Below are 14,706 nucleotides of genomic sequence, written 5' to 3'. Positions count from 1 at the left end.
AACCCCCTAAAATTTTGATGGTATGATAACCGTTTTCGTCCTTTACCTTGTGGTGCTCATGGGAATCGTCTATTATTCTTCAGGACGTTCAAAAACCAATGAAGATTATGTGATTGGCGGAAAGAAGATTTCCGGTTTTTCCCTGGCGCTTTCGGAACGGGCTACCGGCGAATCGGCTTGGTTGCTGCTGGGATTAACCGGACATGCGTATGCCGAAGGTTGGAGTGCAATTTGGGTTGCTGTTGGTTGCGTTCTCGGAATTTTGTTCCTGTGGTTTTTTATGGCGGCACCGCTTCAGCATTACGCGGCAAAAACACAAGCGCTAACGGTTCCTGGTTTGTTCAGTTATCGTTTTCCGGGAAGCGAGAAGAAGACGGGGATTATCAGTTCGGTTATCATCATTTTCTTTTTTATTCTGTACATCGCGGCACAGTTCAGTGGAGCTGGTAAGATTTTTCACGACACTTTTGGTATCGATCCTTTCTGGGGAATGGTTATTGGCTCGCTTTTGGTGACTGTTTACACCATGTTGGGTGGGTTCATCACAGTGGTGGCCACCGATGCTTTTCAGGCGGTGCTGATGGTTGTTACTTGTGTGGTCCTGCCAATCATCGCATTTTTTGTTTATGCGGAGTATAATCCCGGCGGAATGGATATGGCGGCTTTGCGTACAGAGACGCTACCGGCAGACTATTCTGCAGCTGGGTGGCTTTTCATATTGAATGGCTTGAGCTGGGCTTTTGGTTATACCGGCCAGCCGCAACTTCTCACTCGGATGATGGCCATGCGAAACCGCAAAGAAACATTGCAGGCTCGTGGACTTGCGGTGGTGTGGACAATTTTGGCTTACGGCGGCGCTTTCCTGATAGGGATCATCGGATTTCGATTAGTCCAAATGGGCTTGGTAGGTGATTCTGCCGCAGCATTAGCTGACGATTCGGAGAAGATTTTGCCGGTTATGGTAGTTACGCTGTTGAACCCGATCCTTGCGGGGATACTGCTTTCCGGTGCTGTTTCGGCGATGATGTCTACTGCTTCGTCGCAATTGATGGTCGCTTCTTCAGCCATTAGTGAGGATTTATTTGCAAATCTCAGCCAAAAGCAGCTGGATGAAAAACGTATGCTGCGAATCAACAAATGGTTGACTTTGTTGGTAGGCCTGTTTGCCTTTTTGCTGGCTATTTCGATGGAGGATACGGTTTATGGTTTAGTTTCTTATGCGTGGTCGGGTATTGGCGCTGCCTTTGGCCCGGCAGTGTTGATGTTGTTGTTCTGGAAGCGGTTTTCGCGGGCAGGCCTTTATGCCAGTTTAATAACAGGAACTGTTTCTGCAGTGGTTTGGAAAACTTTTCTTGGTGATATAACCGGAGTGTCAGAAAGATTAGCCAGCTATGTTTTGGCCTTTATTTGCGCATTGTTCTTTTCAATTCTATTTCCGGAGAAGAAGGAATCGTGCAATGAATTTTGATGATTGATTTCGACCGAAGACGCCTGGATCCCTTGAAAAATTAGTTGAAAAACTTCAGTATTTGAATTAATTATCGTGCACACTTGCAGGTTGGTTGCTTTTCATACGGGAAGAATTCCGTAAATTTATAAGGAACCGAGTTATAATTCATAAAACCAACCCGCATGAAAGTACTTTATTTTTTAGCTGGAATGTTAATTGTTTCATTCAATGTTTTCGGCCAAAGCGGCGCTCAGGAACAAGTTGTTGCCCAAGATACGGTGATCGTGCAGGAGCAGCCCCAAACAGTTGAGCAACAACCGAAATTCGACGCGAGCAAGCTCTATTATGGCGGTTACGTTAATTTGTCTTTTGGCCGCGTTACTACCGTTGGTGTTGCCCCGCTTATTGGTTATAAAATTAGTCCTAAGTTATCGGTTGGTACTCAGTTAACTTACGAGTACGTAAATGACAAACGGTACTCCGAGGATTACAGTTCTTCAAATTACGGATTCAGCATTTTTAATCGTTACCGTATCATGCGGTCGCTCTACACGCATATTGAGTACGAGCTGATGAATTACGAGCTGTTCTACACAAACGGAGACAGTCAACGCGAATGGGTGAACTTCCTATTTGTAGGTGGAGGCTACAGCCAGCCGATTTCTCAGAATGTTTGGCTAAACGCGCAGATTCTCTTCGATGTACTTCAGGATGAAAACTCTCCTTACGACGATTGGGAACCATTTTTTAGTATTGGGGTAGGAGTGGGTTTTTAGTTCCCTAAAGTTCAAGTATTATTGCCTGATTGGTACAATCAGCGTTTTAAATCCTTTTACATGTAGATTAGGGATTTGAACGAGTCTGGATTGATGGGGGAATTTACGAATTGATGTAATCGTTTGAGTATTGTAATTTGCGCTTTAATTAGAAGTATTGTAAGTCTTCTTTTCGATAGACATTAAAAGCGCTAATTGTTCACTGGTTCCTTGGGCTCCAGGACAAGGGCTGACGGAATTGAAAAAAGAGTGGAGAATGTGGGAGATTGGTGTCATTAATTCTAGCTTAATTATATAAATGGTATGAGTAAATCTAAGTTGATCGCGAAGCGTTTATTCGATGATGTGAAATGGAAGAGGTATAATTATTTGATAAACAAAGAGACATATAAAATTCTTGCCGATGTAGAAGCTCAGAGAGGAAAACTGAGTAAAAGCATGGTCCGAAAGTGTGATGAATATGCTGAAGATATCTTGGGAGGCAAGGTGTTTTCTCCCGGGCTGCAATTGTTTTCGGCTCTGAATGGTGGTTTTCAGGAAGGTTGGCTACCCGAAAATTATTACGGGCGTTTTGTAGTGGAGTACGCTCAAGGCGACTACGGTAAGGTGTCTTATTTGAAACCGATGACGAGGTATATCTTCCGTTCCGATTTGTTTCCCGACTTAGTTAGCTATGTTAATGGGATTTGGCTTGATTCTTATTCTAAAGTCGTTTTGCCGGATCAGGTTCGAGAAGTTCTTTTCGCGAATCGAGATAAGGTAGTATTCAAAAGTGACACAAACTTTCTACAAGGCCTAGGTATTCATTTTTTCACAAAAGAAAATTTTGATATTCATAGTATTTTAATGTTGGGAAATGGTGTATTTCAGGACTTTATTCATCAGCACCCGTTTTTTGAGGAAATTATGCCTGATTCGGTTGCTACAATTCGGTTGACGACAGCTGTAGATCGGGAAGGTCAGGTTTCAGTCCGTTCTAGTTTTTTAAGAGTTGGAAGATCAGGACAGCCGAATGTGAAAGCAAAAAGCGAGATAAACGTGCTTGCGGACGCAGTTACGGGAAAGCTGGATCAAGAGGTTTATTATATGAATTATCAATACACAGACAGGCATCCGGATACTGGATATCAATTTGGAGGGAAAACACTTCCTTGCTATCGAAAATGCGTTGATGCAGTTGTTTCGTTGCATGCAACAATCCCTCAGGTTCGTTGTATTGGCTGGGATTTAGTAGTAGACAAAAATGAAGATGTCAAAGTAATGGAGTGGAATGGTGCGGATAACGGAATGCGTATCGCGCAAGGTGTCAAAGGAGCGGTTTTTGCTGATTTAGGATGGGATAAACTTCATTTATTGAAAGAGAATCCACTGTTGGTTTATTGATGTTTTGGTGATTTGGGAGCGTGGCTTGTTTCTGGAATTGGTATCGGTTTTGTTATTCAATTTATAAAACCATACAATCATGAAAGCAATAGGAATTTTGGTTGTTGTATTCTTGATCGGGGGACAGATATGTTTCGCACAAAAGCTTTCGTCGAAAGAGCGAAAGGAGCAAAAAGCAGCAGAGATCGAAGAATTAGTTGAGTCGGGCAACTTCGTTTTTATAGCCCGGTATGCCAGTCCAATGTCCGGGCCCAAGATAGACCTTACTTCTATTTACGATTTAAAATTTAAAGGCGATTCCGTTGAGGCTTGGTTGCCCTATTTCGGTAGAGCCTATCAGGCACCTTACGCCGATAGAGACGGCGGAATTAAATTCAAGGCAAAGGTCGATCACATCGAAACAAAGTTTAACGACAAGAAAAAGTCTTACCAGGTCAATTTTGAAGTGAAAGAGCAACGTGACACGTATCAGATGAATTTGATTGTGGGCTTGAGTGGATATGCAAATCTCAGTGTGACGATGACTCACCGGCAAAGCATTAGTTTTAGTGGTGTTGTCGAAGCGTCAGCAGTTGATGAAAAGAAATAACCAGGCTCGCTTTCGTTTTTACTCATCATTTTGATAATGTTATTTCATAGCGATAGCTTGCCAAACTGTCTATTCAAAAGAGTTTCGTAAAATTATGTCAATGTAGAAATGAACTTAAGTTCTATAGATTTCAAAAAGGTCACGTGATTACTAGTATTATGTATTATTTGCATGAGGCGTTTAGCAAATAGGATTAGTTATCTTATGTATAATTTATATTGATCCTTATAAAGATTGGCATTTATTTTGCTTGAACTGGAATGTTCTAAAAGTATTTATTATGAAGACCTGTGGATTAATTGTATTTTTTTTGTTGGTAAGTTGGGTCTATTCAAGTGCTCAACTTCCGTACTCGGGTAATTGGGAAAGAAAAGAGTCGAAAGAAATCAAATCCTTGGTTGAATCCGGTGAGTTTTTGTTTACGGCTGATTGTACGTTCAAGCGATCAGGTCAAAAGGTGCCGCTGTCGTATGGTTATGATCTTCGGATAGATCATGATTTTGTCGCGTGTTGGTTGCCCGATTTGGAAAAATCACAGACTTGGTCAAATCGGCAAAGCGAAAGACTGCAGTTTCGGCAAGTTGCCCAAAGCAGTCGGGTGCTTTACGATGAAAGGAATCGTAGTTATCAAATCTTTTTTGATGTTGATACTGATTCGGAACGGTTGCATTTGCAAATGCGCATAGGTGTTGATGGAAAAGCGCAATTAACAGTTATTTCCGATGATAGGGAGGCTGTGCGTTTTGAAGGCGAGGTTGTGAGCATGCCTGCAAGAAGCCGGAGTATTTAAGAATTCAACAGAGAACAAAAAAGCCGCTTTCAAAAATGCAAGCGGCTTTTTTTCATATTTAAAGAAAAGCTTTTAGTCGTTTTGAACCTGGATCTCTTTGGATTCTCCCGGCAAAATGAGGTTCAGTAGAATGCCAACAACAGCGGCAAGACCGATTCCTGCCAAGGAGAAGTTACCCCAGGATATGACTGCTCCGCCAATACCGACGGTCAATACAACGGATACAATTACCTGGTTGCGGATTTTTGTCATATCGGTTTTTGAGTCGATTAAAGTTTTGATTCCAATCGAGGCAATCAGTCCGAATAAAAGCAGCATGATGCCACCCAGAACAGCCTGTGGGATAGTCTTGAGGAATCCGCTTACTTTTCCTATTAACGAAAAAACAATTGCCGTTACGGCTGAGATTCGCAATATAAATGGATTGGTAACTTTCGTAAGACTAATAGCTCCTGTAACTTCAGAATAAGTTGTGTTCGGCACACCGCCGAAACATCCTGCCAAGCTGGTTGCAATACCGTCGCCGAGCAAGGTGCGGTGAAGACCTGGCTTTTCAATGAAATTCTTTTCGGCAACTCCACCGATGGCATACATATCGCCAACGTGTTCGATAATTGGAGCTACGGCAACCGGAATCATGTAGGTGATTGCTCCCCAGCTAAATTTAGGGGCAGTGAACGATGGAAGCCCGATCCAGGCTGCTTCTTTTATTGGCGTGAAATCAATTACTCCCATGATGAGACCAACGATGTATCCAACAATGATACCTACAAAGATTGGGATAAGTTTGATAATACCTTTCATGAAGACTACGACAATGATCGCCGTTAATAGGCTTGCGGCTGCAATGATCCAGTTGGTTTTGGCCATGTCTACTGCGGCACTGGCTAACGAAAGGCCGATGATCATGATAACGGGCCCAACAACAGTTGCCGGAAACAGTCTTTCAACAAATGTGAGTCCTCTTAATTTGATTAAGCCGGATACCACGCCGTAAACCACTCCTACTGCGATAATTCCGGAAAAGGTTCCCGGTAGTCCGTATAATTTCGTCGATTCGATGATTGGAGCAATGAAGGCAAAGCTACTGCCCAGGAAAACCGGGACCATTCCTTTTGTGATTAAATGGAAAAGCAATGTTCCGATGCCGGCAGTAAATAGTGCAACGGCCGGATCGATGCCGACCAATAACGGCACCAATACAGTTGCTCCAAAGGCAACAAAGAGAAACTGAACGCCCAAAACCATATTTCTTGGAGTGTACTGGCTTTGGCTTTTACTGGCAAGATTCATAGGGTTTAGTTTTAAGGGTTAGTAAAAAGCGGAACTAATATATTTTAGCTGCTATGTCGCGTATGTAGAGCTGGAGGTTTGTCTTTCCACGGAACTCATTTTCGGATATCGTGTACAGGATATCGAAGGGGAGTCCCTGGCTAATGGCTTCGTAGTGGCTTGCCTGGTTGAAAGCAATTGCTGAAAAAACGGACGAGTTCCCGGTTGGCTCCACCAAGTCGAGTTTCAGGTGCTCCTGGTTGCGGCCAACGCATCTGCTGGTACCACTGTCCAGAACGTTTTCAGTCAGGAATAGCGGAGTCATGTTGTGCGGGCCAAATGGCTCGAATTGCTTTAATATGCGGTAGAATTTCGGGGTAATGTCCGACAGTTGCAATTTCGTGTCGGCTTCCAGAATTTCTGTTTTTTGAGAATCGGTAATCGAGTTTTTTACAATTTCCTCAAAACGGCGACTAAATGCCGGGATGTTGTCAATCTTCATGGTCAAGCCGGCTGCGTACATGTGGCCACCGTACGATTCAAGCAGGTCGGAACATTGTCCGATTGCTTCGTAAAGGTCGAAGTCGCGCACCGAGCGAGCCGATCCGGTTGCTAAACCATTCGATTCGGTTAAGATGATGGTTGGGCGGTAATAATGTTCGGTGAGGCGCGAGGCAACAATACCAACAACACCTTTGTGCCAGTCGCGATTGTATAATACCGTTGAAAAACGCTCGTCGTGAACGGGATCGTGTGCGATCATGTCCAGGGCTTCCTGGGTAATGTCGCGGTCGAGAGTTTTCCGAATTTCGTTGTACGAGTTAATTTCTTCTCCAAGGGCAAACGACTGATCTTCGTCGTTCATAACCAGAATTTCCACAGACTTTTTACCGTGCTCAATTCTGCCAGATGCGTTGAGGCGAGGCCCGATTTTGAAAACAATATCGCTGATTGTAATCTGCTGTCCAACAAGGTTCGAAATCTGAATGATCGTTTTCAATCCGAGACTTGGGTTGCTGTTCAATTTTTTCAACCCGTAATAAGCCAAAACCCGGTTTTCGCCGGTTACCGGAACAATGTCGGAAGCGATACTCACGACAACCAAATCCAGCAGATCGTAAAGTTCGACTACCGGGATATCGTTCTTTTGTGTGTACGCCTGCAGCAATTTGAACCCCACGCCGCAACCTGAAAGCTCTTTGTAAGGGTATTCACAACCGGGACGTTTCGCATCAAGTACCGCCACTGCATCCGGAATTTGATCATCGGGATTGTGGTGATCACAAATGATGAAATCGATTCCAAGATCCTTTGCCTGCTTGATTTTTTCAATCGCCTTGATTCCGCAGTCCAAAACAATGACCAGTGTGAATTTTTCATTCGACGCGAATTCGATGCTTCGCGGCGAAATACCGTAGCCTTCCGAATAGCGATCCGGGATGTAGAAGTCGAGATCTTTGATGCGGGTCCGCAAGAACTGGTACATCAAAGCAACTGAGGTTGTTCCGTCAACATCATAATCACCGTAAATCAATACTTTTTCCTGGTTGTTGATGGCTTGTTCAAGGCGGGCAACAGCCTTGTCCATATCCTTCATCAAAAAAGGGTTGTGTAAATCGGACAATTTGGGGCGGAAAAAAGACTTGGCTTCATTGAATGATGTAATCCCCCTTTGTGACAACAGGTTGGCTATAACCATGTTGACGTTCAGGGCAGCAGATAAATGCTTGATTACATTTATGTCGCCTTGTTCTTTTACTTTCCAGATTTTATCCATTGATATTGCGGTGTTGCCTTGGAGATGCTTTGATTAAAAGCTCAAAGATAAAAAATGCAAGCTGATCTGGAAACCTTATTTTAATACACGGACAGGCATGTTTGAAGATTTCTGAAATTAAATTTTACCTAAATTTCATCCGCTCAAATCTTTAGCTTCGACATAAAATTATTAACATTGAGCGTAAAAATACAAACAGCTGATTTTGTTCGTTTTAGTTTGATAACAGTGCAGAGTAGGGTTTTTTTAATTCTTATCTTATCTTTGCACAAATTTTTTTACAAGCAGAATAATAATTGATCATTACCAATGAGTACAGCAGAGCTTAGCGAACAGGAAGTAATCAGGAGAAATTCTTTAGCAAAGTTAAGAGAGTTGGGAATCGAGCCATATCCGGCCGAGGAGTTCCCGGTAAATGCTAAAACAGCTGAAATAAAGGCTGGCTATGATCCTGAAAAGAACAACTTCCAGGAAGTGGTGTTGGCCGGTCGCATTATGAGCCGCCGGATTATGGGAAAAGCTTCATTCGCTGAATTACAGGATGATTCAGGTCGGATTCAGTTGTATATTAATCGCGACGAAATTTGTGAGGGGGAGGATAAGACCCTGTACAACGATGTCTTCAAGAAGTTGATGGACATTGGCGATTTCATTGGTGTGAAAGGTTTTGCTTTCACAACGCAGGTTGGCGAAAAATCAGTTCACGTGAAGGAGTTGTTCATGTTGAGCAAGTGTTTGCGTCCGCTGCCAATCGTAAAAGAGAAAGACGGCGTTATTTATGATGCGTTCACTGATCCGGAACAACGCTATCGCCAACGTTATGTCGACTTGGTTGTTAACCCGCAGGTTAGAGACGTCTTCGTGAAGCGCACGAAAATCATCAACACCATGCGTCAAATGTTCAACGAGCATGGTTACCTGGAAGTGGAAACGCCGATTCTGCAGTCAATTCCCGGAGGTGCTGCTGCACGTCCGTTTATCACGCATCACAATTCACTAAATATTCCATTGTATCTTCGTATTGCAAACGAACTTTACCTGAAACGCCTGATTGTAGGTGGTTTTGAAGGTGTTTACGAGTTCGCCAAAGACTTCCGTAACGAAGGAATGGACCGCACGCACAATCCGGAATTTACAGCCATGGAAATTTACGTGGCATACAAGGATTACAAATGGATGATGAATTTCACCGAAGAAATGGTTGAACGTGTGGCATTGGCGTTGCATGGTAAAACTGAAGTTCAGGTTGGTGATAAGATCATCGATTTCAAACGTCCGTATCCGCGCGTGACAATGTACGAAGCGATTAAAGAACATACTGGTTATGACATTGCCGGTAAATCGGAAGCTGAATTGCGTGAAATTTGTGACAAATTGGGGATCGAAACTGACCCGACAATGGGTAAAGGAAAATTGATTGATGAAATTTTTGGCGAAAAATGTGAGCACAACTATGTGCAGCCAACTTTCATCATCGACTATCCGGTTGAAATGTCACCACTGACCAAAAAACACCGTGAACATCCGGAACTGACTGAACGTTTCGAGTTGATGGTAAACGGTAAAGAGCTGGCAAATGCCTACTCGGAGTTGAACGACCCGATTGATCAACGTGAGCGTTTCGAAGATCAAATGAAGCTGTCGGAAAAAGGAGATGATGAAGCGATGTTTATCGACCAGGATTTCCTTCGTGCTCTGGAATACGGCATGCCTCCAACATCGGGAATGGGGATCGGTATCGACCGTTTGACCATGTTCATGACCAACAGCCCGTCGATTCAGGATGTACTTTTCTTCCCGCAAATGAAGCCGGAGAAGAAAGCTGATGCTGATACTGATGAAAAATATGAAGCCAAAGGAATTCCTTCCGATTGGATTGATGTCCTTCGTAAAATGGGTTTCAAAAAAGTAGATGCCTTAAAAGATGTAAAAGCCGGAAAGTTGTTTAACGACCTTTGCGGTTACAACAAAAAAAATAAACTTGGATTGGAAAATCCATCAATGGAAGACGTGACTAACTGGATCGCCTAACATTGACCTTGTTAATATGTTTACTGAACCCAAAATAGCAATAGTCGGGAGTGGTAGCTGGGCTACAGCGCTGGCAAAGATACTCCTGAATAATGTTGATCGTATTGGCTGGTATTTCCGCAATCCGGAAAGTATTGAGCAATTCAAACGATTCAAGCACAATCCCGGTTATTTGAGAGGGGTTGAGTTTGATATTGATCGAATTGACTTTTACAGCGATATCAATAAAACCTTTGAAGAACACGATGTCCTGGTGTTGACTATTCCGTCGGCTTTCCTCGATCGTTCTTTGTCGGAACTGAATGTTGAAATGACCAACAAATATGTTGTTTCGGCCATCAAAGGGATTATTCCGGAAGGCAACCAAATCGTGGGTCAATACTTAAATCAAAAGTTTAAGTTGCCTTACGAACGAATTGGTGTTATTGCCGGTCCGTGTCATGCAGAAGAGGTTGCGTTGGAGCGACTTTCGTACCTGACGATCGCTTGTCCAGATATCCGCCGTGCGCGCGATTTTGCCTTTAAAATGGAGTGCCCGTATATCCGTTCGCATGTTTCCGACGATATTTTCGGAACTGAATACGCTTCGGTGTTGAAGAATATTATCGCGATTGCCTCCGGAATTGTACATGGTCTGCGTTATGGTGATAATTTCCAGGCAGTGCTGATTGCCAATGCGATTCAGGAAATTAAGCGCTTTGTGGACAAAGTTCACCCGATTACGCGCGACATCAAAAGTTCAGCCTATTTGGGCGACTTGCTGGTGACGGCCTATTCTCAGTTCTCGAGAAACCGGACGTTTGGTACCATGATCGGAAAAGGTTATACAACCCGTACCGCACAGCTGGAAATGCACATGGTTGCTGAGGGGTATTACGCCACCAAGTCCATTCACGAAATAAACCAGGAGTACAAAGTGAATCTACCGATCTGCGAAACAGTGTACAATATTTTGTATGAGGGTGAGAATCCTGCAGCCGAAGTTCGTCGTTTGACTGAGAAACTGCGCTAGGTATTAAAAGGGAGTATTCAATAGAAAATTCTTTATTCGAAATACAGAAGGCTTCATCCCAAACGGGTTGAGGCCTTTCTTATTTTTGTACATTTGAAATCAACAAAGCTTCAAAATTGCCCCGAATGAAATCTGAAAACCTGAAAGGCTACCTGTTCGCACTGATTGCAACCATTGCTTTTTCGAATATCTACATTTTCAGCAAAGCGGCGCTGAATGAGGTGCACCTGAGCCAGTTCGGCATGTATTGGTTTGGCATCGGAGCTTTTCTGAATCTGGTTTGGCTGTTTTACCGCAAACATAACCGCTATGTGCGGGCATTGAGCAAACGGCAAATACGTACCCTGATTACGCTCGGAATTTTAGAGATCATCACAACCAGTTTTTTCTTTTTGTCCATCCAAATTATTCCTGATCCGGCAGTGACCAGTTTCATGGGAAATCTTTACCCGGTATTGCTTACGGGCATGGGAATTATTTTTCTGAAAGAGCGTTTTACTGCAATGGAAGCTTTTGGAGCGGTGCTTGCCCTGATCGGCGCTTTTATCGTAAGTTACCAAGGGGGTACGACGATTTCTGAATTCTTTATTCCCGGTGCGGGCATTGTGTTGTTGAATTGCATATTTGCAGCCATTGCTTCAATTGTTGTCAAAATAAATGTGCGTGATATGTCGCCCGAGCTGATCAATACAAACCGTTCCATTTGGCTGTTTGTGTTCTCCTTGCTCATGTTTATTTTTTACAGGCAGTCGTTCGAGATACCGTTTCGTGCATTTGTCAACATTGCTATTGGTGCCACCTTGGGACCCTTCATCGCGTTGTTGCTGATTTATTATTCGTTTCATTACATTGAAGTGTCGAAATCGTCGATTGTGCAAAGCACGAAAGTGGTGTTCGTGTTGGTTGGCAGCATTATTTATTTTGGGACGTTCCCTTTGTTGCATCAGCTGGTTGGCGGTTTGTTGACGTTGCTTGGAGTAATTTTGATTTCCGCGGCAAAGCTTCCTTACCTTAATCGGAAAGGGAAGGTTTCGCAGTAGTCTTAAATACGCGGCAAGCATATTGCGTGAAAGGAGAAGAATGTAGAAGTCATGAATTATTTAGCACATTTATATTTGTCGGGTGAATCGGATGAGATGATGTTGGGGAATTTCATTGGCGATTATGTGAAAGGACAACAATACCTGCGTTACTCTGAAGACGTCCAAAAGGGAATTCTTTTACATCGTGCGATTGATTCGTTTACCGATACCCATCCGGTAGTGAAAGAAGCTGCCGATTTCTTTCGCCCGGCTTACGGCCGTTATTCCGGAATTGTTACCGATGTTATTTTCGATCATTTTCTTGCCAAATACTGGCGCGAATATTCGCCCTACACGCTTAGACAATTCGCGAAACATGTGCATGCTGTTTTGCTGTCCAATTTTTTTCAACTGCCAAACCGTGTAAAAGGCTTCCTGCCTTTTCTTATTCAACACAAACGGCTCGAGTCATATGCGCAGCTCGACGGTATTCAACAATCGTTGCACATCATGGCGCACCGCACCAGTCTGCCCGATCATACCAACGAAGCGATCGCTGTGCTGGAAAGGAATTTTGCCGAGCTGAAAGAATTGTTTGAACGTTTTTTTGAAGAATTGGTATTGCACGCGGAACAGCGTTTTGATGTTAATATCTTGAAGAAGGTCAAATAAACGCAGAAGAGTGTCGTGATTGTATCCGGAAATGGAGTGTTGCTGACTGAACAAACTGGCCGTTTCAATTGCTTCGTTATAAGGAGTTCTAACAATAAAACGAGAAGCTATGAAACGCGAATTAACAACTTTGATGATGGTTTTCCAGGGGATGGTCGTAGCTTTTGCTCAAACGCCCGAACATTATCCGCCGCCCGTGCCCGAACCCGTTGCACCAACTTTATTCAACATTATCCTCTATCTCGTCATACCGATTGCTTTGGTCATCTTTCTCATTTATTACCGAAGAAAAAGGAGAGATAGGAAAAAATGAGCTTCATGGAAATCTAAAAAAATCCCAAGATCTTGGGATTGACGGGGCGAATGAAAGCGGTTACTTTCACCAATCCAAACCTTTATTCGCTCTGTATGGAAAAACATCAACACGAAAGTAAAACCATGTGGGTGGTTTTGCTGACGGCAGTGACCATGGTCGTCGAAATTATTTTTGGATTAACTACAAAATCGATGGCTCTGCTGGCCGACGGCATCCACATGGGATCGCATGTATTGGCGATCGGGTTGAGTTGGCTGGCTTACGTGATTGTCCGGAGAGTTAACAAGAGCGATTCGTTTTCCGGAAACTCCGATAAAATTCTCTCACTTTCGGGCTACAGTAGTGGTTTAATGCTACTGATTTTTGCCATTGTAATCCTGGTTGAGGCTGTTGAGCGTTTTTTCACGCCGGTAACCATTGTTTACAAAGAAGCTATTCTGGTCGCAATTATCGGATTGGCGGTTAATATTGCCAGTGCTTTTCTGCTCCATCACGATCATGACCATTCGGATCACAACATTCGCGCGGCTTATTTGCATGTTATCGCCGACGCTCTGACCAGTGTATCCGCCATCTTGGGATTGACCGCAGCAATGGTCTGGGATATTCCCTTTATTGATACGATCGCGGCTGTTCTCAGTTCATTGGTCATCGTTAAATGGTCAGTTGGTTTGCTGAAGGAGACCGGCAAATCGTTACTCGATATGGAAGAGGCAGAAGAGCACGGACATCATGGACACCACCATCATCATTAGGTAGGAGTGATTTAAAACTTCAAAAATATTGCGTTTAAGAGATTCTAAAAAGGCCGATGGAGAAAAGGTATCGAACTCGGTTTAAAGCCCGGTTAGCAACTGCTGCCGGGCTTTGTTATATGATTAATTTTAAGCTAAGAATCTCACCGTGTTATCCGGAATCAGAGCGAAAGCTCGTAACTTGACTATTCATCGGGAAACAAAAAGTCGAAGCCATGGAGCAAATAAAGAAACTTGCAGAAAACAAGAATTTTACGGCAATAAATATTGGCCGGTTAGCAGATGTGAAATCCTACTCCCTGATCCATCCGAAAACGGGAAAAGAGGTGAAAGGAAAAGTATTTCTGAAAGAGCCGACGCTGTCCTCAGGGACTGAGATTTCGTTTACGACAATACCACCGAAAACCGAATTGGGCTATTTTCACCTTCATTATAAGGATGAAGAAACCTACATCATTTTGAGTGGGGCAGGTTATTACCAGGTCGACGACGATTGCTTCCCAATACAGGAGGGGAGTGTCATTCGGGTTGCACCGGAGGGAGTTCGAAGTTTATGTAATACTTCCGACGTGGAAATGGTGTACATCTGTGTGCAATCAAAAAAAGACTCGTTGGAAGAATATACGACCGACGATGGCGAGCGAGTGTCCTGTGAGGCAAAATGGAGAGATTTGTAGATTCGGCTATTTGTTTATTTCCGGAATGCCATTTCGAAGTAACAATAGAACAAATAACGTAGACATCCGATTTCGACGCAACTAAACCGGTGCAATACCATCTATTCTAAACAGCAACGCAAAAGCATTTACACCAACCCTAAATTCCGACGATGAAGAAACTTGTTATTTTTCTTGGATGTGT

14 protein-coding genes are annotated in these 14,706 nt (G+C 43.4%); 12 read left to right on the top strand and 2 right to left on the bottom strand.

Annotated features, from left to right (window positions below; genetic code table 11):
• Positions 1-22: 22 nt before the first annotated feature.
• From BC643_RS22240 to BC643_RS22220, 5 genes are all read left to right on the top strand, one after another.
• Positions 23-1,468, top strand: coding sequence for a sodium/proline symporter (locus BC643_RS22240; RefSeq protein WP_120275560.1), 1,446 nt, complete (start codon positions 23-25; stop codon positions 1,466-1,468).
• Positions 1,469-1,632: 164 nt separating this feature from the next.
• Positions 1,633-2,226 carry a hypothetical protein gene (locus BC643_RS22235; RefSeq protein ID WP_147377307.1) on the top strand — a complete coding sequence of 198 codons (594 nt, stop codon included), beginning with the start codon at positions 1,633-1,635 and terminating at the stop codon, positions 2,224-2,226.
• Positions 2,227-2,529: 303 nt separating this feature from the next.
• Positions 2,530-3,609 (top strand): sugar-transfer associated ATP-grasp domain-containing protein, encoded by a 1,080-nt coding sequence (locus BC643_RS22230; protein ID WP_120275557.1) that lies wholly within the window; start codon positions 2,530-2,532, stop codon positions 3,607-3,609.
• A 79-nt stretch (positions 3,610-3,688) separates the two neighbouring features.
• Positions 3,689-4,198, top strand: coding sequence for a DUF4251 domain-containing protein (locus BC643_RS22225; RefSeq protein ID WP_120275555.1), 510 nt, complete (start codon positions 3,689-3,691; stop codon positions 4,196-4,198).
• Between the two features lie 250 nt (positions 4,199-4,448).
• Positions 4,449-4,988, top strand: coding sequence for a DUF4251 domain-containing protein (locus BC643_RS22220; protein WP_147377306.1), 540 nt, complete (start codon positions 4,449-4,451; stop codon positions 4,986-4,988).
• A gap of 72 nt (positions 4,989-5,060) precedes the next feature.
• On the opposite strand, the gene BC643_RS22215 is transcribed toward BC643_RS22220, so the two are convergent.
• A complete protein-coding gene (locus BC643_RS22215) occupies positions 5,061-6,281 on the bottom strand; it encodes a uracil-xanthine permease family protein (protein ID WP_120275552.1) in 1,221 nt (406 codons plus the stop codon).
• A 34-nt stretch (positions 6,282-6,315) separates the two neighbouring features.
• Entirely contained in the window at positions 6,316-8,037 is a 1,722-nt protein-coding gene (gene recJ / locus BC643_RS22210) for a single-stranded-DNA-specific exonuclease RecJ (RefSeq protein WP_120275551.1), read from the bottom strand.
• Between the two features lie 309 nt (positions 8,038-8,346).
• On the opposite strand from recJ, the gene lysS reads away from it, so the two are divergent.
• The 7 genes from lysS to BC643_RS22180 all read left to right on the top strand — a co-directional run bounded on the left by lysS (position 8,347) and on the right by BC643_RS22180 (position 14,522).
• Positions 8,347-10,068 carry a lysine--tRNA ligase gene (gene lysS / locus BC643_RS22205; RefSeq protein WP_120275549.1) on the top strand — a complete coding sequence of 574 codons (1,722 nt, stop codon included), beginning with the start codon at positions 8,347-8,349 and terminating at the stop codon, positions 10,066-10,068.
• A 16-nt stretch (positions 10,069-10,084) separates the two neighbouring features.
• Complete coding sequence (locus BC643_RS22200; protein ID WP_120275548.1) at positions 10,085-11,080, top strand: NAD(P)H-dependent glycerol-3-phosphate dehydrogenase; 996 nt, start codon at positions 10,085-10,087, stop codon at positions 11,078-11,080.
• A gap of 125 nt (positions 11,081-11,205) precedes the next feature.
• Positions 11,206-12,120 (top strand): DMT family transporter, encoded by a 915-nt coding sequence (locus BC643_RS22195; RefSeq protein WP_120275547.1) that lies wholly within the window; start codon positions 11,206-11,208, stop codon positions 12,118-12,120.
• 51 nt (positions 12,121-12,171) lie between these two features.
• Positions 12,172-12,774 (top strand): acyl carrier protein phosphodiesterase, encoded by a 603-nt coding sequence (locus tag BC643_RS22190; RefSeq protein WP_120275546.1) that lies wholly within the window; start codon positions 12,172-12,174, stop codon positions 12,772-12,774.
• Positions 12,775-12,883: 109 nt separating this feature from the next.
• Complete coding sequence (locus BC643_RS23335) at positions 12,884-13,087, top strand: hypothetical protein (RefSeq protein WP_147377305.1); 204 nt, start codon at positions 12,884-12,886, stop codon at positions 13,085-13,087.
• Between the two features lie 95 nt (positions 13,088-13,182).
• A complete protein-coding gene (locus tag BC643_RS22185; RefSeq protein WP_147377304.1) occupies positions 13,183-13,845 on the top strand; it encodes a cation diffusion facilitator family transporter in 663 nt (220 codons plus the stop codon).
• A gap of 215 nt (positions 13,846-14,060) precedes the next feature.
• Positions 14,061-14,522 carry a cupin domain-containing protein gene (locus BC643_RS22180; RefSeq protein WP_120275543.1) on the top strand — a complete coding sequence of 154 codons (462 nt, stop codon included), beginning with the start codon at positions 14,061-14,063 and terminating at the stop codon, positions 14,520-14,522.
• The last annotated feature ends 184 nt before the right edge of the window (positions 14,523-14,706 follow it).

The sequence above is a fragment of the Mangrovibacterium diazotrophicum genome (assembly GCF_003610535.1).
GTDB lineage: Bacteria > Bacteroidota > Bacteroidia > Bacteroidales > Prolixibacteraceae > Mangrovibacterium > Mangrovibacterium diazotrophicum.
This window is presented reverse-complemented; position numbering and strand designations above follow the sequence as displayed.

Excerpts from the sequence above, each read along its gene's own strand:
- BC643_RS22240 (WP_120275560.1), top strand. The coding sequence starts at position 23 with ATGATAACCGTTTTCGTCCTTTACCTTGTGGTGCTCATGGGAATCGTC.
- BC643_RS22235 (WP_147377307.1), top strand. The coding sequence starts at position 1,633 with ATGAAAGTACTTTATTTTTTAGCTGGAATGTTAATTGTTTCATTCAAT.
- BC643_RS22230 (WP_120275557.1), top strand. The coding sequence starts at position 2,530 with ATGAGTAAATCTAAGTTGATCGCGAAGCGTTTATTCGATGATGTGAAA.
- BC643_RS22225 (WP_120275555.1), top strand. The coding sequence starts at position 3,689 with ATGAAAGCAATAGGAATTTTGGTTGTTGTATTCTTGATCGGGGGACAG.
- BC643_RS22215 (WP_120275552.1), bottom strand. The coding sequence starts at position 6,281 with ATGAATCTTGCCAGTAAAAGCCAAAGCCAGTACACTCCAAGAAATATG.
- recJ (WP_120275551.1), bottom strand. The coding sequence starts at position 8,037 with ATGGATAAAATCTGGAAAGTAAAAGAACAAGGCGACATAAATGTAATC.
- lysS (WP_120275549.1), top strand. The coding sequence starts at position 8,347 with ATGAGTACAGCAGAGCTTAGCGAACAGGAAGTAATCAGGAGAAATTCT.
- BC643_RS22200 (WP_120275548.1), top strand. The coding sequence starts at position 10,085 with ATGTTTACTGAACCCAAAATAGCAATAGTCGGGAGTGGTAGCTGGGCT.
- BC643_RS22195 (WP_120275547.1), top strand. The coding sequence starts at position 11,206 with ATGAAATCTGAAAACCTGAAAGGCTACCTGTTCGCACTGATTGCAACC.
- BC643_RS22190 (WP_120275546.1), top strand. The coding sequence starts at position 12,172 with ATGAATTATTTAGCACATTTATATTTGTCGGGTGAATCGGATGAGATG.
- BC643_RS23335 (WP_147377305.1), top strand. The coding sequence starts at position 12,884 with ATGAAACGCGAATTAACAACTTTGATGATGGTTTTCCAGGGGATGGTC.
- BC643_RS22185 (WP_147377304.1), top strand. The coding sequence starts at position 13,183 with ATGGAAAAACATCAACACGAAAGTAAAACCATGTGGGTGGTTTTGCTG.
- BC643_RS22180 (WP_120275543.1), top strand. The coding sequence starts at position 14,061 with ATGGAGCAAATAAAGAAACTTGCAGAAAACAAGAATTTTACGGCAATA.